This is a genomic window from Microbacterium sp. STRO-1N, assembly GCF_057748015.1.
In genome coordinates this window covers 2,123,883-2,144,547 of sequence record NZ_CM173234.1, presented here as the reverse complement: position 1 = coordinate 2,144,547, position 20,665 = coordinate 2,123,883, and the positions used below count along the sequence as shown (strand labels likewise).

General features: G+C 67.8%; 22 protein-coding genes and 3 tRNA genes. 14 read left to right on the top strand and 11 right to left on the bottom strand.

Annotated elements, in window-relative coordinates:
- Positions 1-107: 107 nt before the first annotated feature.
- Together AC3ANJ_RS10315 and orn are read right to left on the bottom strand one after the other, a co-directional pair.
- Positions 108-183 (bottom strand) — tRNA-His (locus AC3ANJ_RS10315).
- A 70-nt stretch (positions 184-253) separates the two neighbouring features.
- Positions 254-880, bottom strand: coding sequence for an oligoribonuclease (gene orn / locus AC3ANJ_RS10310; RefSeq protein ID WP_488316232.1), 627 nt, complete (start codon positions 878-880; stop codon positions 254-256).
- 59 nt (positions 881-939) lie between these two features.
- On the opposite strand from orn, the gene AC3ANJ_RS10305 reads away from it, so the two are divergent.
- Positions 940-1,011 (top strand) — tRNA-Arg (locus AC3ANJ_RS10305).
- A 10-nt stretch (positions 1,012-1,021) separates the two neighbouring features.
- Here the strand turns inward: AC3ANJ_RS10305 and AC3ANJ_RS10300 are convergent.
- Positions 1,022-1,294: a hypothetical protein gene (locus AC3ANJ_RS10300; RefSeq protein WP_488316231.1), complete on the bottom strand. Its 273-nt coding sequence runs from the start codon at positions 1,292-1,294 to the stop codon at positions 1,022-1,024.
- Between the two features lie 214 nt (positions 1,295-1,508).
- Here AC3ANJ_RS10300 and AC3ANJ_RS10295 point away from each other — a divergent pair, with 214 nt between their 5' ends.
- The 4 genes from AC3ANJ_RS10295 to AC3ANJ_RS10280 all read left to right on the top strand — a co-directional run bounded on the left by AC3ANJ_RS10295 (position 1,509) and on the right by AC3ANJ_RS10280 (position 4,798).
- Positions 1,509-2,024 carry a single-stranded DNA-binding protein gene (locus AC3ANJ_RS10295; protein ID WP_488316230.1) on the top strand — a complete coding sequence of 172 codons (516 nt, stop codon included), beginning with the start codon at positions 1,509-1,511 and terminating at the stop codon, positions 2,022-2,024.
- A gap of 45 nt (positions 2,025-2,069) precedes the next feature.
- Positions 2,070-2,582, top strand: coding sequence for a DUF6993 domain-containing protein (locus tag AC3ANJ_RS10290; protein ID WP_488316229.1), 513 nt, complete (start codon positions 2,070-2,072; stop codon positions 2,580-2,582).
- A 73-nt stretch (positions 2,583-2,655) separates the two neighbouring features.
- Positions 2,656-4,335, top strand: coding sequence for an energy-dependent translational throttle protein EttA (gene ettA / locus AC3ANJ_RS10285; RefSeq protein ID WP_406250108.1), 1,680 nt, complete (start codon positions 2,656-2,658; stop codon positions 4,333-4,335).
- The gene (locus AC3ANJ_RS10280) at positions 4,286-4,798 is read left to right on the top strand and encodes an acyl-CoA thioesterase (RefSeq protein WP_406250109.1); all 513 of its coding nucleotides are present in this window, start codon (positions 4,286-4,288) and stop codon (positions 4,796-4,798) included. The genes ettA and AC3ANJ_RS10280 overlap by 50 nt, the downstream gene beginning before the upstream one ends.
- Before the next feature lie 29 nt (positions 4,799-4,827).
- On the opposite strand, the gene AC3ANJ_RS10275 is transcribed toward AC3ANJ_RS10280, so the two are convergent.
- Positions 4,828-5,724 carry an acyl-CoA thioesterase gene (locus AC3ANJ_RS10275; RefSeq protein ID WP_488316228.1) on the bottom strand — a complete coding sequence of 299 codons (897 nt, stop codon included), beginning with the start codon at positions 5,722-5,724 and terminating at the stop codon, positions 4,828-4,830.
- A gap of 48 nt (positions 5,725-5,772) precedes the next feature.
- On the opposite strand from AC3ANJ_RS10275, the gene AC3ANJ_RS10270 reads away from it, so the two are divergent.
- Positions 5,773-6,438 (top strand): DUF8185 domain-containing protein, encoded by a 666-nt coding sequence (locus AC3ANJ_RS10270; RefSeq protein WP_488316227.1) that lies wholly within the window; start codon positions 5,773-5,775, stop codon positions 6,436-6,438.
- Between the two features lies 1 nt (position 6,439).
- On the opposite strand, the gene AC3ANJ_RS10265 is transcribed toward AC3ANJ_RS10270, so the two are convergent.
- The 4 genes from AC3ANJ_RS10265 to pepN are packed head-to-tail and all read right to left on the bottom strand — an operon-like array spanning position 6,440 to position 12,236.
- A complete protein-coding gene (locus AC3ANJ_RS10265; protein ID WP_488316226.1) occupies positions 6,440-8,098 on the bottom strand; it encodes an FAD-binding dehydrogenase in 1,659 nt (552 codons plus the stop codon).
- A complete protein-coding gene (locus tag AC3ANJ_RS10260; RefSeq protein WP_488316225.1) occupies positions 8,098-8,541 on the bottom strand; it encodes a globin in 444 nt (147 codons plus the stop codon). Before AC3ANJ_RS10260 ends, AC3ANJ_RS10265 begins: the two co-directional genes overlap by 1 nt.
- The gene (locus tag AC3ANJ_RS10255; RefSeq protein WP_488316224.1) at positions 8,538-9,632 is read right to left on the bottom strand and encodes a mechanosensitive ion channel family protein; all 1,095 of its coding nucleotides are present in this window, start codon (positions 9,630-9,632) and stop codon (positions 8,538-8,540) included. Before AC3ANJ_RS10255 ends, AC3ANJ_RS10260 begins: the two co-directional genes overlap by 4 nt.
- Before the next feature lie 33 nt (positions 9,633-9,665).
- Complete coding sequence (gene pepN / locus AC3ANJ_RS10250; RefSeq protein ID WP_488316223.1) at positions 9,666-12,236, bottom strand: aminopeptidase N; 2,571 nt, start codon at positions 12,234-12,236, stop codon at positions 9,666-9,668.
- A gap of 122 nt (positions 12,237-12,358) precedes the next feature.
- On the opposite strand from pepN, the gene AC3ANJ_RS10245 reads away from it, so the two are divergent.
- The 6 genes from AC3ANJ_RS10245 to AC3ANJ_RS10220 all read left to right on the top strand — a co-directional run bounded on the left by AC3ANJ_RS10245 (position 12,359) and on the right by AC3ANJ_RS10220 (position 18,866).
- On the top strand, positions 12,359-13,543 hold the full coding sequence (locus AC3ANJ_RS10245; RefSeq protein WP_488316222.1) for a ferrochelatase: 1,185 nt from the start codon (positions 12,359-12,361) through the stop codon (positions 13,541-13,543).
- A gap of 43 nt (positions 13,544-13,586) precedes the next feature.
- Positions 13,587-14,072 (top strand): ribose-5-phosphate isomerase, encoded by a 486-nt coding sequence (locus AC3ANJ_RS10240; protein WP_488316221.1) that lies wholly within the window; start codon positions 13,587-13,589, stop codon positions 14,070-14,072.
- A 1-nt stretch (position 14,073) separates the two neighbouring features.
- Positions 14,074-15,141, top strand: coding sequence for an Fpg/Nei family DNA glycosylase (locus AC3ANJ_RS10235; RefSeq protein ID WP_488316220.1), 1,068 nt, complete (start codon positions 14,074-14,076; stop codon positions 15,139-15,141).
- A gap of 84 nt (positions 15,142-15,225) precedes the next feature.
- A complete protein-coding gene (locus AC3ANJ_RS10230) occupies positions 15,226-16,704 on the top strand; it encodes an alanine/glycine:cation symporter family protein (RefSeq protein ID WP_488316219.1) in 1,479 nt (492 codons plus the stop codon).
- Between the two features lie 57 nt (positions 16,705-16,761).
- A complete protein-coding gene (locus AC3ANJ_RS10225) occupies positions 16,762-17,406 on the top strand; it encodes an FMN-binding negative transcriptional regulator (protein WP_488316218.1) in 645 nt (214 codons plus the stop codon).
- A complete protein-coding gene (locus AC3ANJ_RS10220; RefSeq protein ID WP_488316217.1) occupies positions 17,403-18,866 on the top strand; it encodes an amidohydrolase in 1,464 nt (487 codons plus the stop codon). The genes AC3ANJ_RS10225 and AC3ANJ_RS10220 overlap by 4 nt, the downstream gene beginning before the upstream one ends.
- Positions 18,867-18,912: 46 nt before the next feature.
- On the opposite strand, the gene AC3ANJ_RS10215 is transcribed toward AC3ANJ_RS10220, so the two are convergent.
- Positions 18,913-19,398, bottom strand: a complete 486-nt coding sequence (locus AC3ANJ_RS10215; protein ID WP_488316216.1) for a Dps family protein — start codon at positions 19,396-19,398, stop codon at positions 18,913-18,915.
- A gap of 140 nt (positions 19,399-19,538) precedes the next feature.
- Between AC3ANJ_RS10215 and AC3ANJ_RS10210 the strand changes: the two genes are divergently transcribed.
- Positions 19,539-20,075 carry a gamma carbonic anhydrase family protein gene (locus AC3ANJ_RS10210; protein WP_488316215.1) on the top strand — a complete coding sequence of 179 codons (537 nt, stop codon included), beginning with the start codon at positions 19,539-19,541 and terminating at the stop codon, positions 20,073-20,075.
- Positions 20,076-20,108: 33 nt separating this feature from the next.
- Positions 20,109-20,185, top strand: a tRNA-Ile gene (locus AC3ANJ_RS10205).
- Here AC3ANJ_RS10205 and AC3ANJ_RS10200 read toward each other — a convergent pair.
- Positions 20,164-20,388 (bottom strand): hypothetical protein, encoded by a 225-nt coding sequence (locus tag AC3ANJ_RS10200; RefSeq protein WP_488316214.1) that lies wholly within the window; start codon positions 20,386-20,388, stop codon positions 20,164-20,166. The two genes, AC3ANJ_RS10205 and AC3ANJ_RS10200, sit on opposite strands and share 22 nt — an antisense overlap.
- On the bottom strand, positions 20,385-20,564 hold the full coding sequence (locus AC3ANJ_RS10195; protein WP_488316213.1) for a hypothetical protein: 180 nt from the start codon (positions 20,562-20,564) through the stop codon (positions 20,385-20,387). Before AC3ANJ_RS10195 ends, AC3ANJ_RS10200 begins: the two co-directional genes overlap by 4 nt.
- Positions 20,565-20,665: the final 101 nt, after the last annotated feature.

Below are 20,665 nucleotides of genomic sequence, written 5' to 3'. Positions count from 1 at the left end.
GTGGACTCCTCAGGTCGGCGGCATCCGTATGACGATCCTACCGAGGACGCGAAAACAGTTCGAGGTGTTCGCGGCCGAATGGATCGGACGCGAACACCTCGATGATGTGGGGTGGCTAACGGGGCTCGAACCCGCGACCCCCGCGACCACAACGCGGTGCTCTACCAACTGAGCTATAGCCACCATGCGCCCGCTTGTCAGCAGGCAACCAGACGATTCTAATACACGTCTGGCGGTGCGAATGACACGTGCGTCAGATGTCTTCGGCGAATGTGGAGACCGTGGCGGTCGCGATGTCGCGTGCTTCATCGCTGGACGGTCCGGGCTCGGGCACGAAGACCGCTTCGCGGTAGTAGCGCAGTTCGCGGATCGACTCGAGGATGTCGGCGAGAGCGCGATGCCCGCCGTCCTTCGCAGGCGCCTGGAAGAAGACACGCGGATACCAGCGTCGGGACAGTTCCTTGATGCTGGACACGTCGACGTTGCGGTAGTGCAGCCACTGGTCGATCTGCGGCATGTACTTGGCGAGGAACATGCGATCCGTGCCGATGGTGTTGCCGGCGAGGGGGGCCTTGCGCTCGAGCGGCACGAAGCGCTTGATGTAGGCCAGCGTCTGCGCCTCGGCCTCCGCCAGGCTGACGCCCGCCGGGATCTCCTCGATCAGGCCCGAGGAGCGGTGCATGTTCGTGACGAAGTCGTTCATGTTCGTCAGTGCTGCATCGCTCGGCTTGATCACGATCTGGAAGCCCGGATCGAGCGGCTTCAGCTCGAAATCGGTGATGACGACGGCGATCTCGACGAGTTCGTCGATCTGGAGATCGAGTCCCGTCATCTCGCAGTCGATCCAGACGAGTCGATCGTTCTCAGACGCAGTTGCCATACAGGCATCCTAATGAGCGCACAGACATTGGTCCCTGGCACGGTAGCGTTAAGGTGATCGCCTCCGTAGCTCAGAGGAAGAGCAGCGGCCTTCTAATCCGCCGGTCGCAGGTTCGAATCCTGCCGGGGGCACACCTGAATCTCACCTCAGATAGCGCAGCGTCTGGACCGCTTCGTCGACCGTCCAGAATTCGCCGATGAGCCGGAACGCGCCGGACGCGAGGTGAAGACGCTCGGCGCGGTAGCGCAGCCCCAGCGGCTCTGCCGCGATGCGGAGATGGCCGAGGATGCGCCCCGCGGCATCCTGCACGCGCCACAGATGATCGCCCGCTCTGATGAGGTTCTCGCGGCTGGACGACAGCTTCGGGGTCGCGTAGGGGATGTCGGGAAGGGCGGTGATCGTGTGAGTGTGCATCGGTATCTCCTCTCGTGATCGAACATATGACCGACCACCGACATTGCCGTGAAGAGGGTTGTCGACGGCGGGCACTCGCCCTGCACAGCGGAGACGAATGACGGAGTTCTCCACCGTTCCCGTCGAAGTCGGGCGAAGCGCTGTGCGCGGCAGGCACTGATCCGGGCACGCTGTTCGTCAGCCGGGCGCGACCCGGGATCTTGAGGAGAAGGCGATGAACGACACCATCACGATCATGGGATTCATCGGGAACGACCCCGGCGGCAACACCACGGCGAGCGGTGTGCCCGTCGTGAACTTCCGGGTCGGCAGCAGTCAGAGCCGCTACGACGCGAAGACGCAGACCTGGGTCGACACGGGGACCAACTGGTACAACGTGTCGGCCTACCGGCAACTCGCCGTTCAGGCGCGTGCGTCGCTGCAGAAGGGGCATCCGGTGATCGTGACGGGGCGGCTTCGCGCCAGGGACTGGGACAACGGCACCGCACGCGGAACGAGCCTCGACATCGACGCCGAGGCGATCGGTCATGATCTGCGCTGGGGGACGAGCGCCTTCGTCCGCAACCGTCCGGCGGCCGGTCGTGCATCGAGCTCGGAGGAGGCGGAGTCCATGCCGGCTGATCGCGACCCGGCGTCCGAATCCGAGATGGACGAGGACTCCGTGCGGGAGGAGGACGCGGACGGTGTCAACCCGGCGTGGGGACTGGAACCGACCCACAACGCCGCCTGACGCCGCTCACGGGGGTCGGCGATGCATGCCCCCTAGACTCGAACCGTGCCTCGCCGACCTGCCGCTCCTGCCGCGCGCGCATTCGCGTACTCCGCTGCGGCGATCCTTGCACTCACTCTCGTGGCGTGCTCTCCGCAGCCGACGGACCCCCCGACGCCCTCGACGGCGGTTTCGTCTGGGCCCACCCCCGGAGCGACGGCCGAAGCCACAGAGCCCGCTGCACCGGCGCTCGTGCCCGACGGGACGGCAGCCGACAATCTGCCCCTGTTCGCTTCGGTCACGGCGCAGGTCTGGGCCTCCGAGCAGCGCGCGCAGGGACGCGCGTACATCGACGCGCTCGTCGCCGCCGGCTTCGACAAGGCGGCCATGCAGGTCACCGCGGACGAGACGACCGTGGGCAACCCGGTCGAGAGCCTCCAGTTCTCGGTCCGCTGGGGCGACGCAGAGTGCCTCGTCGGTCAGGTCGGACCGTCGACCGGTGAACCAGTGACGACCGTGACGGACCAACTCGCCGAGGGCAGGTGCCTCGTCGGGACCACGCGCCCCATCGACTGGTGACCGGCAACCGCACATCGCTCAGCCGGTAGGCTGGGGTGTCGATTCACGACGCCAACAGAAGGAGCGGTTTTCCGTGGCAGAGTACATCTACTCGATGGTCCGTGCACGCAAGGCGGTGGGCGACAAGCTCATCCTCGACGACGTCACGATGGCGTTCCTCCCCGGCGCGAAGATCGGTATGGTCGGCCCGAACGGCGCCGGTAAGTCGACGATCCTTAAGATCATGGCCGGCATGGACACGCCGTCCAACGGCGAGGCCAAGCTCAGCCCCGGGTTCTCGGTCGGCATCCTCATGCAGGAGCCCGAGCTCGACGAGACCAAGACGGTCCTCGAGAACATCCAGGACGGCGTCGCCATCAAAGCCAAGCTCGACCGCTTCAACGAGATCTCGGCGCAGATGGCCGACCCTGACGCGGACTTCGACACGCTTCTCGCCGAGATGGGAGTGCTCCAGGAGGAGATCGACGCCGCAGACGGTTGGGATCTGGACTCCCAGCTCGAGCAGGCGATGGACGCTCTGCGCACTCCGCCAGGAGATGCGGAGATCGCCCCGCTGTCGGGTGGAGAGAAGCGCCGCGTCGCCCTCGCGAAGCTGCTGCTGCAGAAGCCGGACCTTCTCCTGCTCGACGAGCCCACCAACCACCTCGACGCAGAGAGCGTGCTCTGGCTCGAGCAGCACCTGCAGGCGTACAAGGGAGCCGTGATCGCGATCACGCACGACCGGTACTTCCTCGACAACGTGGCCGAGTGGATCGCCGAGGTCGACCGCGGTCGTCTGATCGGCTACGAGGGCAATTACTCCACCTACCTGGAGAAGAAGGGCGAGCGCCTCGCCATCCAGGGCAAGAAGGACGCGAAGCTCGCCAAGCGGCTCAAGGACGAACTCGAATGGGTGCGTTCCAGTGCGAAGGGGCGCCAGACCAAGTCGAAGGCGCGTCTCGCCCGCTACGAGGAGATGGCCACAGAGGCGGAGCGCACCAGGAAGCTGGACTTCGAGGAGATCCAGATCCCCGCCGGCCCCCGCCTCGGAAGCATCGTCATCGAGGCGAAGAACCTCAAGAAGGGCTTCGGCGACCGCGTTCTCATCGACGGTCTGAGCTTCAGCCTTCCGCCGAACGGCATCGTCGGCATCATCGGCCCGAATGGCGTCGGCAAGACGACGCTGTTCAAGACGATCGTCGGCCTCGAGCCGCTCGACGGCGGAGATCTGAAGATCGGCGAGACCGTCAAGATCAGCTACGTCGACCAGTCCCGCGCGAACATCGACCCGAACAAGAACCTGTGGGAGGTCGTATCAGACGGCCTGGACTTCATCACGGTCGGCAAGACCGAGATCCCTTCCCGCGCCTACGTCTCCAAGTTCGGCTTCAAGGGCCCCGATCAGCAGAAGAAGGCCGGTGTGCTCTCCGGTGGAGAGCGCAACCGCCTGAACCTCGCCCTCACCCTCAAGGAGGGCGGCAATCTCCTCCTGCTCGACGAGCCCACCAACGATCTGGACATCGAGACCCTGGGCTCGCTCGAGAACGCCCTGCTCGAGTTCCCCGGCTGCGCCGTGGTCATCACCCACGACCGGTGGTTCCTCGACCGCATCGCCACGCACATCCTTGCGTACGAGGGCACCGACGAGAACCCCGCCAAGTGGCACTGGTTCGAGGGCAACTTCGAGGCGTACGAGGCGAACAAGATCGAGCGCCTCGGCCCTGATGCAGCGAACCCGCACCGTTCGACGCACCGCAAGCTCACGCGTGACTAGGCTGCACATCCCCATCCACCTGCGATGGGGTGATCTCGACGCGTTCAATCACGTCAACAACACCTCGATGCTCAAGCTCCTCGAGGAGGCGCGCGTGCGCGCCTTTTGGAAACCGGGCCCGGGGGAGCAGGCACCGTCGACGGCGGTGCTCGACTCCGGGATCGAGCAGGGCGTCCTGACGCTCATCGCCCGGCAGGAGATCGAGTACCTCGCCCCTGTGCCGTACCAGCGGCATCCCCTTGAGGTGCAGATGTGGTTCGGCAAGCTCGGCGGGTCCAGTGTCGAGGTCTGCTACGAGGTCCACAACGACCCCGCGTCCGTCGAGCGCACCGTATATGCGCGCTCGACGGCGGTGATCGTGCTCGTAGACGCGCAGACCGGGCGTCCGACGCGCATCACTCCCGAGATGCGCGCCGCGTGGGAGCCGTACGTCGGCGAATCGATCGTCTACGCGCACCGCTGAACCGCAACGGCCACTGGCCGTGTCGCGGGTCAGCGCCCCGCGTCGCCCTCGGGCACGCGGATCATGATCTCCTGGGCGACGCTCGCGACGAGCGCGCCGTCGCGCGCGTAGATGCGTCCTGAGGCCAGTCCGCGCCCGCCACGGGCATTCGGCGACTCCTGGACGTAGAGCAGCCATTCGTCGGCGCGCGCCGACCGATGCCACCACATGGCGTGGTCGAGGCTCGCGACCTTGAGGCCGGTGAGCCCCCAGGCGACGCCGTGCGCGCGGAGGATCGACTCCTGGATCGTCATGTCGCTGAGATACGCCAACGCGGCACGGTGCAGACGCTCGTCGTCCGGCATCTGCGACCGGATCCGCATCCAGACGGCTTGATGCGGACGCCGCTCGCCTTCGACGGTCAGATAGATCGGACCCTCGACGTGGCGCACATCGGCAGGGCGATCCCGCAGCATCCGCATCGACAGCGGATGCACGCCGGCGACAAGGTCCTCGTCCGGTGCGACGTTCTCCGGTGCCGGCACACCGGAAGGCATGGGGACGGCATGCTCGACCCCAGGGCTCTCGTCCTGGAACGACGCGATCATCGAGAAGATCGGCACGCCGTTCTGGTAGGCCTGCGAGCGGCGCGTCGAGAAGGACCGGCCGTCGTGGATCCGGTCGACGGCGATCGTCAGCCCCTGCGACGCATCGCCAGGTCGCAGGAAGTACCCGTGCATCGAGTGCACCGCGCGCTCCGGGGGCATTGTCCGTTCGGCGGCGATGAGCGACTGCGCGAGCACCTGCCCGCCGTAGATGCGCCCTGACGGCATCGCATGCGAGCGACCGGTGAAGATGTCCTCCGTGGTACGCGCGGAACTCTCGTCCAGATCGAGAACATCCAGCAGCAGTTCGACGGATGCCTCGGCGTGCGCGTCTTCGCTCATGACGGTCCCTCCCGCGGCCCGGCGCCGCACCTCGGTAGTCTAGAGCGCGTGCCTCCCCGCCTCGTGCTCGCCGATCCCGAAACCGCCAGAGACGTCCTGACCTTCGTCGGCCGCGCCACGCGCATCTCCGATGAGGGGGTGCGGCTGCAGGCCCGCGGCGGTGTCCTCGCGCTCACGACGGCTGTCCTCGCCCCGCACGGGCTCTTCGACCAGACCCCGACGGTCCTCGCCATGCGGATCGTTGGGGCCGATCCCGAGCTGGAGTGCGATCTGGTGGTCGCCTCCCTCGCGGCGACGGAGGACGATCGGATGCTGGAGTTGCCGGAGACCGCACTGTCGCCGTCCTGGGCCGGTATCGCACCACCGCGTGGCGATTGGCAGCAGGAGGCCTCGCTCACGGCATCCGGCATCGCCCAGCGCGCCCAGTGGGGCATCAGCGCCGTCGCGCACGGAACGATGCCCGGCGCAGGGGAGGAGGCGGTCAGGGCGCTGCGCGCCGCGATCTGGGGCGAGCCGGACCCCGACCTCAGCGACCTGCCGCGCGGCATGGCGTTCGCCGCCGACGCGCTGGGATTCATCTCCGGGGAAGAGGAGATCCCGGTGATGCGCTCGGGGCGCTGGACGCGGATCGCGTTCCGTCGAGGGCACGTCCTCGCCCGTGGCCCGGTGGCATCCGGTCTGACCGCAGTCCGCGGAACCGGCACAGCGGGCTAGGTCAGCGCGCCGCCGCGCGTCCGGCCTGACGGCCCGAGAACAGACAGCCGCCGAGGAAGGTCCCCTCGAGTGCGCGATACCCGTGCACGCCGCCACCGCCGAATCCACTCGCCTCGCCTGCGGCGTACAGCCCGGGGATCGGAGCCCCGTCGGCACCGAGTGCCCGCCCGTCGAGGTCGGTCTGGATGCCCCCGAGCGACTTGCGTGTCAGCACGTGCATCTTCACGGCGATCAGCGGACCGGCTGCCGGATCCTGCAGCCGATGCGGGGTCGCTGTGCGGATGAGCTTGTCGCCCCGATAGGAACGCATCGAGCGCAGCATCCCGATCTGCGCGTCCTTGGTGAAGTCGTTGTCGATCTCGCGGTCGCGGGCGACGATCTCCTGCCTGACGCGTTCGAGGTCCAGCAGTTCGCCGCCCGGAGCTCCGCGCAGCTGCTCCAGGAGCGTGTCGAGATCGTTCTCGACGATGAAGTCCTCGCCTTCGTCGAGGAACGCCTGCACGGGCCCTGTGGGGCCCTTGGCGAGGCGGGACTTCAGCAGCAGCGGGACGTCCTTCCCGGTGAGATCCGGATTCTGCTCGCTGCCCGAGAGCGCGAATTCCTTCTCGACGATCTGACGGGTCGTGATGAACCAGGAATGATCGTGTCCGGTCGCCCGCAGGTGGGAGAGGGTGCCGAGAGTGTCGAACCCGGGGAACAGCGGCACGGGGAGCCTCTTGCCGGTGGCGTCGAGCCACAGCGACGACGGACCAGGCAGGATCCGGATGCCGTGGGCCGGCCATACCGGATCCCAGTTCGTGATCCCCTCGACGTAGTGCCACATCCGGTCGCCGTTGATCAGGTGCGCGCCGGCGGCGGCCGAGACGGCATGCATGGACCCGTCGACATAGGCGGGCACTCCCGAGAGCATGTGCGACGGCGGGCTGCCGAGGCTTTCCGGCCAGAACGCGCGCACGAGGTCGTGGTTGCCGCCGATGCCGCCGGAGGCGACGATCGTCGCGCCAGCGGCGATCTCGAACGCGCCGACGACCTCACGGCTGCTCGCCACGCCGCGGGGTTCGCCGGTGCCGGCGAGGACATCGCCACGTGCGCCGGTCACTGCACCGTCCGACACGATGAGTTCGTTCACGCGATGGCGAGGAAGGATCGTCAGCGTCCCGGCATCCTCGGCGGTGTGCACGGCCGCTGCGAAGGGCTGGACGATTCCTGGGCCCGTGCCCCAGGTGATGTGGAACCGGGGAACCGAGTTGCCCGGCCCGAGCGCGCCATAGCCGCCGCGCTCCGCCCACCCGACGACGGGGAAGAACCCGACGCCCTTCTCGCGCAGCCAGGCGCGCTTCTCGCCAGCGGCGAATCCGAGGTACGCCTCGGCCCACCTCTTGGGCCAGGCGTCCTCCGCGCGATCGAAGCCGGCGTTTCCGAACCAGTCCTGCGTCGCCAGCTCGAGCGAGTCCCTGATGCCCATGCGGCGCTGCTCGGGGGAGTCGACGAGGAAGAGACCGCCGAACGACCACCATGCCTGTCCGCCGAGGTTCGAGCGCGGCTCCTGGTCGATGAGGACGACCCGCCTGCCTGCCGCGGACGCCTCTGCAGCGGCGACGAGGCCGGCCAGCCCCCATCCGATCACGAGTACGTCTGCGGACAGGGGCGTGGTCGTCATCAGCTCTCCGTCGAATCCTGACTGCGGGTCTCCAGTGTCGGCCGGCCGACGGCGGCGGGGCCGATCCCGGACGGCTCGAATGTGTTCACCATGGCATACGCGGCGCGTTCCAGGTAGTCCCAGAGCGTCGATTCGTGCAGCGGCGACAACTGCGCCTCGTCCACTGCGGTGCGCATGCAGCGCAGCCAGCGGTCCCTCGCATCCGGATCGACGTGGAACGGCATGTGCCGCATGCGCAGCCGCGGATGCCCTCGTGTCTCGCCGTACGTCGTCGGCCCTCCCCAGTACTGCACGAGGAAGAGCGTCAGCCGCTCAGCGGCGGGGCCGAGATCCTCTTCCGGGTACATGGGCTTGAGCACCGGGTCGAGCGCGACTTCGCGGTAGAACGTCGCCACCAGCTTCTCGAACGTCTGGTATCCGCCGACCTCATCGTAGAACGTCACTTCTTCTCATCTCCTGGGGCGGTGGTCCCCGCGGACCCACCGGACTTCTTCCGGCGCCAGATGCCGCGTTCGACGACCGGGGGGACGCCCGTCACGGCGTTGGGGCGGGTCCGGGGCGGGTTGGCTCCTCGGACGCGTCGTGCGCCGTCGAGGCCGGTCGGGGTGACGGTGGTCATGCTGGGCACGCCGATCTCGAGCTCGTCGAGGCGCCTCTTGAGCCGTGCCCGCAGCTCCTGTGCGACGTCGTCCTTCGCGTTCGCCCGCGTCTTCATGACGACGCGAACGACGAGGGCGTCGCCCGTGATCGACTCGAGTCCCCAGATCTCGGGGCGCTCCACGATCCGCGTGCGCCACTTCGGGTCCTTGGCGAGGTCCTGCGCGGTCTCCAGCATCGCCTTCTCGACCGCTTCGAAATCGGCATCGGGTGCGACGCCGAGGTCGATGATGGCGCGCGCCCACCCCTGAGACATGTTGCCGATGCGCGTGACTTCGCCGTTGCGCACGTACCAGAGCGTTCCGTTGACATCGCGCACCTGGGTGATGCGCACGCTCACGTATTCCACGACGCCGGAGGCGAGGCCGAGGTCGACCACGTCGCCGATTCCGATCTGGTCCTCGGCGACGATGAACATCCCGTTGAGGACGTCCTTGACGATGTTCTGCGCTCCGAAGCCGAGGCCGGCGCCGACAGCGGCGGTGAGCAGGGTGAGCGACCCGAGGAGGTTGGAATCGAGCACGTTCACGGTCAGCACGACCGCGATCACGACGAGCATGACGTTCACGATGTTCTGCAGGATCGTGCCGAGCGTCCTCGTCCGCTGCACGAGGCGCATGTCGGCCAGAGGCGATCGCTCGATCGCCTGCGTGTCGTCGACGGATGCCTTCGACTTCGCACTGTCCACGATCCGGTGCACGACACGGCGGATCACGACTCGTAGCACCAGTGCGATGACGACGCAGACCGCGATGATGATGGCGATCTGCAGCGCCCTGCCTCCGACGGTCATGAGCACGGCCATCACCTGGTCCCACAGCGTGGGGGTGGTCTCGGGTTCCGGGGCCGGATCGGTCGCAAAGGGGAGGAGAAGCACCTCCTGATCCTACCGATCGGGCCTCTGCATCGGTCAGCGCTCTTCGTCGCGGCTCTGCGCCGCGAGCGAGCGCTCGACGTCGGCGAGGTTCTCGTTCACGAGGCGACGCAGCGCAGGCGCGGCATCCTGGTTGGCGGACAGCCATGCGCGAGTGGCGTCTCGCAGTTCACGGCTCGCGAGTGCGGTCGGGTACAGACCGACGATCAGGTAGTTCGCGATCTGGTACGTGCGCGACTCCCAGATCGGAATCAGCATGTCGAAGTAGGCCGGCACGAACTCGCCGAGCACTTCGACGCCCGCCGGATGGACGAATCCGAGTGCGGCGGCGCGGATGATCGTGTTCGGGGCCTCGTCCGACTCGACGAGCGAAGCCCATGCGGCCTTCTTGTCGGCGATCGTCGGCAGCGCGGCCCGTGCCTGGGCGGCGAATTCGGCGCCCTTGGATGTGTTGTCCGCGGCGAGAGCCGCGTCGATGGACGAGGCATCCGTCGCACCGATCGTCGCGAGGCCGACCAGCAGCTGCCAGGACAGGTCCGTGTCGATCTCGAGCCCTGGCAGGGTCTCCTCACCGGAGCGCAGGCGGCCGACGATGCCCGCGTGCTCGCCGGTGACGAGGTTGCCGGCGAAGGCGGTGACGAACTGCAGCTGGCTGTCACTGCCCGCCTCGGCACCCTGCGCGAGCTCCCACAGTCCGTCGGCGACCTTCTGACGGGCGGATCTCCGGTCATCGGGTGCGACATAGAGGGTCGCGGCGGTGCGCAGCTGCGCGAGCGTGGTCCGCACCGTCGTCGACTCGGTCTCGCGACCGATGTTGCCCAGGACGAGATCGATGTAATCGGATGCCGCGCTCTCGGCGTCGCGGGTCTGATCCCACGCGGCGCCCCACACCAGCGAGCGGGCGAGCGGGTCAGAGATGTCTGCGAGGTGCGCGACGGCGGTGGCCAGCGAGCGGTCGTCGAGACGGATCTTCGCGTAGGCGAGGTCGTTGTCGTTCAACAGCACGAGCGCGGGGCGCTTGAGGCCCTTGAGCTCAGGTACCTCGGTGCGGTCGCCGTCGACGTCGATCTCGACGTAGTGCGTCCGGGTCAGCGAGCCGTCGACGAGATCGTAGAACCCGATCCCCAGGCGGTGCGGGCGGATGGTCGGATAGTCGGCCGGCGCGGTCTGCGTCACCGCGAAGCGGCTGATCCGGCCGTCGACGTCCTCCTCGACGATGGGCGCGAGCGTGTTGACGCCTGCCGTCTCGAGCCACTTCTTCGACCACGTGCTCAGGTCGCGGCCGCTGGTGGCCTCCAGCTCGGTGAGCAGGTCGCTCAGTTCGGTGTTGCCCCAGGAGTGCTTCTGGAAGTACTGCGACACACCGGCGAAGAACGCCTCGATCCCCACCCAGGCGGCGAGCTGCTTGAGAACGGATCCGCCCTTGGCATACGTGATGCCGTCGAAGTTGACCTGGACGTCCTCGAGGTCGTTGATCTCGGCGACGATCGGGTGCGTGGAGGGAAGCTGGTCCTGGCGATACGCCCAGGTCTTCTCCATGGCGTTGAACGTGGTCCATGCCTCGGTCCACTCGGTGGCCTCGGCGGTGGCGATGGTCGATGCCCACTCGGCGAACGACTCGTTCAGCCACAGGTCGTTCCACCACTTCATGGTGACCAGGTCGCCGAACCACATGTGCGCGAGCTCGTGCAGGATCGTGACGACGCGACGCTCCTTCACGGCATCCGTCACCTTGCTGCGGAAGACGTAGGTCTCCGTGAACGTGACGGCCCCGGCGTTCTCCATCGCACCGGCGTTGAATTCGGGGACGAAGAGCTGGTCGTACTTCGCGAACGGGTACGGCACGCCGAACTTCGACTCGTAGTACTCGAAGCCCTGGCGGGTCTTGTCGAAGATGTAGTCGGCGTCCAGGTGCTGCCACAGGCTCTTGCGCCCGTAGACGCCGAGTGGGATGACGCGGCCGGAGGCGCTGGTCAGCTCCGAGAAGGTCGACTCGTACGGCCCGGCGACGAGCGCGGTGATGTAGGACGAGATGCGCGGCGTCGGCTCGAAGCCCCAGGTGGCGATGGCGCCGTCGCCGGAGCCCGTCGACGGGTCGTGCACGATCGGCTCAGGGGTGGGGGAGTTCGATACGACCTTCCAGGCGGCCGGGGCCGTCACCGTGAACTGGAACGTGGCCTTGAGATCGGGCTGCTCGAAGACGGCGAACACGCGGCGGGAGTCCGGCACCTCGAACTGCGAGTAGAGGTAGACCTCGCCGTCGACCGGGTCCACGAAGCGGTGCAGCCCCTCTCCGGTGTTGGTGTACTCGCAGTCCGCGTCGACGACGAGCACGTTCTCGGCCTGCAGATCGGCGAGCGCGATGCGCGACTCGGCGAACACCTCGCTCGGGTCGAGCTGCTCGCCGTTCAGCGAGATCTCGCGGACCTCGCGCGCGATGAGATCGATGAAGGTGTAGCTTCCCGGCTGGGCGGTGAATCGCACCACGCTGCGCGATCCGAACACCTCCTCGCCCTTCGTCAGGTCCAACGAGACCTGATACGACTGCGTGTCGATGAGGGCTCGACGCTCCTGCGCTTCGATACGGGTGAGATTCTCTCCAGGCACAGCTTTTCTCCCAGGGGTCAGGGGTGCGACCGCTCCACGACGCTGCTGGCGCCGACGGCAACCATGACAGCCTACGCCAGGACGCGGCCGAGGCGAACGACCGGAGGTGCAAGGATGGAGGGGTGAGTGCGAACACCTCTTCCCCTGTTCCCTTCGCTTCGCCCGCTGCGGCTGACGGCGTCCCCTTCGTCGAGACGCCCGTCGCGTACGACGGCATCCTGCTCGCCGGATTCGGCGGGCCGGAGGGGCAGGACGATGTCATCCCTTTCCTGCGGAACGTCACGCGGGGGCGCGGCATCCCGGATGAGCGACTCGAAGAGGTCGCGCACCACTATCGGCACTTCGGCGGCGTCAGCCCCATCAACGCCCAGAACCGCGCGCTCAAGGCCGCTCTGGAAGCCGAACTGCGCCGCCGGGGCATCGACCTGCCGGTGTACTGGGGCAACCGCAACTGGGAGCCGTACCTGGAGGATGCCGTGCGCGATGCGGCGGCGGAGGGGGACACCTCCCTGCTCGCCTTCGCGACCAGCGCGTACAGCTCGTTCTCCAGCTGCCGTCAGTACCGCGAGGACTTCGCACGCGTGCTCGAGGACACCGGTCTGGGCGAGACGGTGACCATCGACAAGATCCGGCCCTTCTTCGACCACCCGGGGTTCGTCGACGCCTTCCTCGAGGGCGTCCGCGCGGCGATCGAGGGCTACCTGGCCGAGGGGATTCCCGCTGACGGGATCCAGGTGCTCTTCTCGACGCACAGCGTGCCGATCGACGACGCCAGGCGATCCGGCCCGCGGGATGTCGACTGGGGACCCGGCGGTGCCTATGCGGCGCAGCACGAAGCCGTCGGCGCGTGGGTCATGGACCGCGTCGAGGCGGAGATTCCGGCGGCCGGCGCGGTGGAGTGGGAGCTCGTCTACCAGTCACGATCCGGTCCGCCGACGCAGCCCTGGCTCGAGCCGGACGTCTGCGACGTCATCGGAGAGCTTCCAGGGCGGGACAAGTCAGCGGTCATCGTGGTGCCGCTGGGCTTCATGAGCGACCACATGGAGGTGCTGTGGGACCTCGACACGGAGGCCGCCGAGGCTGCTGAGGAAGCCGGCCTCGCGTTCGTGCGAACGCCGACGCCCGGTGTCTCTCCTGCGTTCGTGGCCGGGATCGTCGATCTCGTCGAGGAGCGCCTCGACGGTCGCCCTGCGGCGGAGCGTCCGCACGTCACGGATCTCGGTCCCTGGTACGACGTGTGCCGCCCCGGATGCTGCGAGAACATCCGCGCCGGCTTCAAGCCAGCAGCGGCCGGACTCGTCCCGTAACGCGCGGCATCGGCGGCTCCCGGCCGTCAATAGGATGGGATCCATGCGCATCCATATCGCCACCGATCACGCAGGTCTCGACTTCTCCACGCAGCTGCAGGACCATCTGCGCGGATCGGGTCATGAGGTCGTCGATCACGGGCCCGTCGAGTACGACGCGCTGGATGACTACCCGGCGTTCTGCATCCGCGCGGCGCAGGCTGTCGTGAGCGATCAGCGTGCCGGCGTCGAGGCTCTCGGCGTCGTGTTCGGGGGATCAGGCAATGGCGAGCAGATCGCCGCGAACAAGGTCGAAGGCATCCGCGCCGCGCTGGTGTGGAATCTGTCGACGGCCGAACTCGCGCGCGAGCACAACGACGCCAACGTGATCTCGATCGGTGCACGCCAGCACTCCTTCGAGGAGGTCGTGAGCTTCATCGATCGCTTCGTCCGGACGCCGTTCTCCCAGGACGAGCGGCACGTCCGTCGCATCGGGCAGATCGCGGACTACGAACGCGACGGGTCGCTGCTTCCGGACCCCAGAGCCTGACATGCCAGAGGGGCATTCGGTCCATCGGATCGCGCGCCAGTTCGCGCGCAACTTCGTCGGCCAACGGCTCGTGGCATCGAGCCCGCAGGGGCGCTTCGTCGAGGGAGCTGCCGTGCTGGACGGACGCGAGGCGCTGAGTGTCCAGGCGGTCGGGAAGCAGATGTTCCTCGAAACCGAGGGCGATGTCTGGCTGCGCGTGCACCTGGGACTGTACGGCGCGTGGGACTTCGCCGGCGAGATCCTCGTCGATCCGACCATCGCCTCGGCGAACGGAAGGATGGGGCAGACCAATCAGCGCGGCACGGACCTCGGGGCGACCGAGGGCGACGCCATCCTCGACGACGCAGGGGAGAATTCGCTGTCCTCGATCGGTGCGCCTCGGCGCACGCGCGTCCACGTGCGGATGTCCGAGCAGACCAAGGGGCTGGCGGATGAGGGCGTCGAGTGGCCGCCACCCGTCGTCGGCCAGGTGCGACTCCGCCTGATGACCGACCCCACGCTCTCTCCGCTCGCCGCTGACGCGGCGGGTGGAGCATCGGAGCGCGTGGGCCCGACCTGCGCCGACCTGCGCGGACCGACCGCGTGCGTGCTCCAGACGCCGGAGGAGATGCTCGCCACCGTCGCGAAGCTCGGACCGGATCCGCTCGTGGGAGACCCGGATGAGGGCGAGGAGCGCTTCGTGCGTGCGGTGCGCAGGAAGCCGACCGCGATCGCGCTGCTGCTGATGGACCAGGCCGTGGTCAGCGGCATCGGGAACGTCTATCGCGCCGAGATGCTGTTCCGTGCCCGACTGAATCCGCACACACCGGGCCGCGACGTGCCGGAGGAACTGGTGCGCGAGCTCTGGCGCGACTGGGTGCGACTGCTGGCGATCGGCGTCGAGACCGGGCAGATGATGACGATGGACGACCTCGCGCCGGCGCAGTACCGCGCCGCGATGGCGAGTCGGGACGATCGGCACTGGGTGTATCACCGTGCCGGACTGCCCTGTCGGATCTGCGGCACCGAGATCGCGCTGGAGGAGATCGGCGCCCGCAAGCTCTACTGGTGTCCGTCCTGCCAGGCGTGATCCTCGCCGCAACGGCAGGTCGTGCTCGAGCCTGAGCGTTTGCTGTGCAATTATTTCGTGCACCGACGCACGATAGGAGCATCCATGGATCTCACCGGAGTCGAAGGCTTCCTCACCTGGCTCAGCGGCATCGTCTGGGGGCCGTACCTCCTCATCCCGCTGCTGCTGGGAACCGGCCTGTACCTGACGATCCGCCTCGGCGGACTCCAGTTCCTGCGACTCGGAGCGGCGCTGCGTCTCGGGCTGTTCACCCGCAAGGACCCCGGTTCGGACGGCGACATCTCGCAGTTCCAGGCACTGACGACGGCGCTTGCGGCGACCGTCGGCACGGGGAACATCGTCGGGGTGGCCACCGCGATCGGCATCGGCGGCCCTGGCGCGCTGTTCTGGATGTGGGTCACCGGCCTGCTCGGCATGGCCTCCAAATACTCCGAGGCGTTCCTGGGCGTACGGTTCCGCAAGACGGACGCCGCGGGTGAGAAGTCCGGTGGGCCGCAGTACTACCTGGAGCGGGGCATCCCGAACCGGTTCGGGAAGTTCCTCGCCCTGTTCTTCGCGATCGCCGCAGTGCTCGCGTCCTTCGGCATCGGAAACATGACGCAGGGCAACTCGATCGCCTCCAACATGGAGAACAGCTTCCAGGTGCCGACCTGGGTCACCGGTCTCGTCCTCACGGCGTTCGCACTGGTCGTCCTCGTCGGCGGGATCAAGTCGATCGGACGCGTGACCGCCGGACTCGTTCCGATCATGATCATCTTCTACGTGCTGGGCGCCCTCTACATCCTGATCGTCAACATCGCCGATGTACCCGCAGCCTTCGCGCAGATCTTCACGGATGCGTTCACCGGCACCGCGCCGATCGGCGGCTTCGCCGGCTCCGCGATCATCATCGCTGTGCAGCTCGGCGTGGCACGAGGCATCTTCTCGAACGAATCCGGCATGGGCTCGGCGGCGATCGCGGCTGCGGCGGCTAAGACGAGCCACCCGGTCCGGCAGGGGCTCGTCTCGATGACGCAGACGTTCATCGACACGATCATCGTCGTCACCTGCACGGGCCTCGTGATCGTGACCACGGGGGTCTGGAAGATGACGGACCCCGAGACAGGAGAGCCGATCAGCCCGGCGCTGATGACGGGGGAGGCCTTCTCGCACGGGCTGCCGGGGGAATGGGGCCATTACATCGTCACGATCGGCCTCGTGCTGTTCGCGGGATCCACGATCCTCGGCTGGTCGTACTACGGCGAGCGCTGCATCGAGCGCCTGCTGGGAATCAAGGCGGTCATGCCGTTCCGCATCGTGTTCTCCCTCGTGGTGTTCGTCGGATGCACGGTTCAGCTCGGCGTCGTGTGGGCGTTCTCCGACGTGATGAACGGGCTGATGGCGTTGCCGAACCTCATCGGACTGCTCGTGCTCTCGGGCCTGATCGCGAGGGAGACCAAGAAGTACCTCGACAACGACCCGAAGCTGCGTGCCAGCACGGCCGAGGTCAACGCCTTCATGGCCGGCGACAAGGGGTTCGAGGACTGGAAGACCCAGGCCGTCCCGGTCGTCGAGACCAAGTAGCGCGCAGGCGACCGCGGCGGCCGTTCCGGACAGCCGCCGCGGTCGTAGTCTGGTCGTATGCGTCAGAACCCCAGCTTCACCCTCGCCGATGTCGCCGAGATGCGGCGGGTGATCGAACAGAACCCCTGGGCGACGCTCGTCAGCGCCGGCGATGACGGACTGGTCGCGTCGCACTACGTCGTGATGCTCGACGAAGCCCGCGATGATCTGACGATCGTCGGCCACGTCGGCCGGCCCGATGACATGGTCCACGGCCTCGGCGGACGCGAGCTGCTCGTGGTGTTCCAGGGCCCGCACGGGTACATCTCGCCGGGATGGTACGCCCCCGAGACGGCGAGCGTGCCGACCTGGAACTACACGGCCGTCCATCTGTCCGGAGTGCCGGAACTCCTCAGCACCGAGGAGAACCTTCGAGTCCTGGACCGCCTCGTCGAGCGCTTCGAATCCCGGATGCCCGACCCGCGGCTCATGTGGGAGCGTCCCAACGACGACGCGTTCGTGCGTCGCCTCGAAGCGGGGACGATCGGGTTCCGTCTCACGCCGACCGGAGTGGTCGCGAAGCGCAAGCTCAGCCAGAACAAGGATGCGGAGACGATCGAGAACGTGATCGCCGAGCTGCAGGGCGACGGCGTGTACGCGAATCCGGCTCTGGCGGCGGAGATGCGCCGGGCGCAGGACGCCCGCACCCGGGCTGGCTCGTGATCGGGGCGGACCTCGACGCGCTGCGGGCGGTGCGGATCGCCGGCCCCGGACGCGAGTTCCTCTTCGACGACGGGCCCGTCGATGTCATGATCCGTGACGGCCTGATCGTCGACATCGCGCCCACGGGAGCGATCGCTCTGACCGGACGGGTCCTGGATGCCCAGGGGGCGTGGGTCCTCCCCGGTCTCTGGGACAACCACGTGCACACCGTGCAGTGGGCGCTGACATCCGACCGGAAATGGCTGGGGGACGCGGCGTCGGCGCGGGAAGCCGCCGCCCTGATGGCGTCGGTGGCCGTCGGCCCGGACGGTCGACGCATCGGCAGAGGCTTCCGCGACGCGCTCTGGCCGGACGCCCCTGAGCTCGCGGTGCTGGATGCCGCGACAGCGGATGCGCCGACGTATCTCATCAACGCGGACGTGCACAGTGTGTGGCTGAACTCGGCCGCGCTCGCCCGCGAGGGCTACCGGACGCCGGACGGGGTGCTGCGCGAAGAGGACGCGTTCGAGATCTCCCGTCGGCTTGACTCCGTCGATCCCGATCACGCGGATGCCGCGGTTCGCGCGGCGGGCGCGCAGGCCGCGGCGCGGGGCATCACCGGTCTCGTCGATTTCGACATGGCGTGGAACGCGGAGGCCTGGGCGCGACGGGTCGCTGCGGGGTTCGACGCCCACCGCGTCGAGTTCGCCGTCTACCCGATGGACCTGGATCGTGCGATCGAGGCCGGACTGCGGACCGGAGATGCTCTCGGCCGCGACGGACTCGCGACGATGGGACGGCTGAAGGTCATCAGCGACGGGTCGCTGGGCACCAGGACCGCAGCGTGCTCGCATCCGTATCCCGGTGAGGGGCACGGGGTGATGACCGTGGAGCAACCCGAGTTGATCGAGCTTCTCACGCGTGCGACCGGGGCGGGGCTGGAGGCTTCGGTGCATGCGATCGGCGATCGCGCGGCGGCATCCGCGCTCGACGCCTTCGCACTCGTCGGCGCTGCCGGGACGATCGAGCATGCCCAGCTCCTGCGTCATGCGGATCTGTCGCGCATGGCGCGGCTGGGCCTGGTCGCCAGCGTCCAGCCGCAGCACGCACTGGACGACCGCGACATGGCGGCGAGGCTCTGGGCCGACCAGACGGGGATCGCGTACCCGCTGGCGTCGCTCCTGCGGTCCGGCGTCGAGCTGCGCCTGGGATCGGATGCTCCGGTGTCTCCTCTGGACCCATGGGCGGCGATCGCGGCCGCCGTATCGCGAACCGACGATGCGCGTGAACCCTTGCATCCGGAGGAGCGGCTGAGCGTCGACGAGGCGATCGCAGCGAGCGTGCGGACCGCGGTCCGTCCGGGCGATCGCGCGGACCTCGCGGTGTGCGATGCCGACCCTCGCTCAGCGGATGGTGAGCAGCTGCGCAGGATGCCGGTGCATGCCACGCTTCTCGGTGGCCGCGTCACGCACGAGTCCTGAGACGACGAACGCCCCGGGATACGATCCCGGGGCGTTCGAGAGGTGCTTACGCCGCGACGTGTGAGACGAGGAACCAGCGGTCCTTCTCGAGGCCGCGCATGATCTCGATCGCGACGTCCTGGCTGGTGAGATCGATCTCGTCGAGGCCGTCGATGGCAGCCTTCGCGTCGACCAGGATCGCGTCGATGTCCGCGACGATGGCGCGGATGATGTCGTCGGACTGCGTGAAGCCGGCGGGCACACCGGTGTTCGGAGCCTTGGCGGCGACGGCACTGACGCGGGCGTCGATCGGCAGGCCCAGAGCGACGATGCGCTCAGCCGCGGTGTCGGCGAAGTCGCCGGCGTGGGCGACGATCGTGTCGAGCAGTTCGTGCACGCCGATGAAGTTGGCGCCGCGCACGTGCCAGTGCGCCTGCTTGCCGTTGATCGTGAGAGCCTGCAGGCCGAGCACGACCGGCGAGAGGAACTGTGCGGCTGCTGCGGCGACCGTGGGGTCGCTGGCGGTCGTGGAGATGGTCTGTGCCTTGCTCATTCTGGTTCCTCCCGGACGTCTTCTTCGTACCTGATGAACACAACCGTACTCAGCCTCAGACATTCCGCAAGCAAGCTGAGGCTCGGCTTACGACCTCGGATTCCCGCGGAAATCCGGGCATCTGAGGGTAGTCTCGCCTTATGAGCATCTCGCCTTCGGCATCCGTCATCGCACTGCCGGAGTGCGCGCCAGAGATCGCGCCGGATGTGTTCGTCGCCGACGGTGCGCGCATCGTCGGCGACGTCGCGCTCGAGGCCGGTTCCAGCGTCTGGTACAACGCCGTCCTGCGAGCCGACTCGGCACCCATCCGGGTCGGCGCAGGGAGCAACCTGCAGGACAACGTCTCCGTCCACGTCGACAGCGGGCATCCTGCGATCATCGGACGCGACGTATCGGTCGGCCACAACGCCGTCGTGCACGGGTGCACGATCGGAGACGGCTCCCTGGTCGGCATGGGAGCCGTCGTGCTGTCCGGTGCCGTGATCGGAGCCGGATGCCTCATCGCCGGCGGCGCGGTCGTGCTCGGCGGCACCGAGGTTCCCGACGGTTCGCTGGTGGCCGGCGTCCCTGCCAAGGTGCGCCGCGCTCTCACCGACGAGGAGAAGGCCGGGCTGCTCGCGAACGCCCGAATCTATCTCGAGCATGTCGTCACGCATGAGGCGGCGCGCGCTCGGTAGCCATGGCGCAGCACCGATAGGCTGTTGTTCTACGGGGCCGTGGCCAAGCTGGTCAAGGCAGCGGGCTCATAACCCGACGATCGTGGGTTCAAGTCCCACCGGCCCCACCAGCTTCCTCCTCCGAGGCGTCCGGTTCGACCTGAGGCCGTCCGATGATGCCGATGCCGACGGCCTCGTGGCTCGGTTCGGGCTCCGTGCGCGACGGCGCCTTGGGCTCGTCGGCCGGCTCTTTCTCGGTGCTCGGTTCTTTCAGCTCCTCATCGGACGGCATCGCCTCGCCGGATTGTTCCTCCGGAGTTCCAGGAATGCTCACAGATCCTCCTCCTCGGCCGCTCCGGCGGCCAGTCGGTCCGCTTCGGCGCTGTCGATCCGATCAGCGTCGATGTCCTCATCGAGGACTTCGCGGTCGTCGACCTCGCGCGTGACGGGTGTCTCGGCATCCGCATCGTCGGGCTGGATCGGGAACGGGGGCGGGTACTGGTTCGACATCGTCGGCTCCTCTCGTCGTGGGATCTCCCACACTAGGAATCGACGAGAGGACGGCCCAGCGGGTTGACGCGCCTGTCTTGTCGGAGTAGGCCCGACGAGCT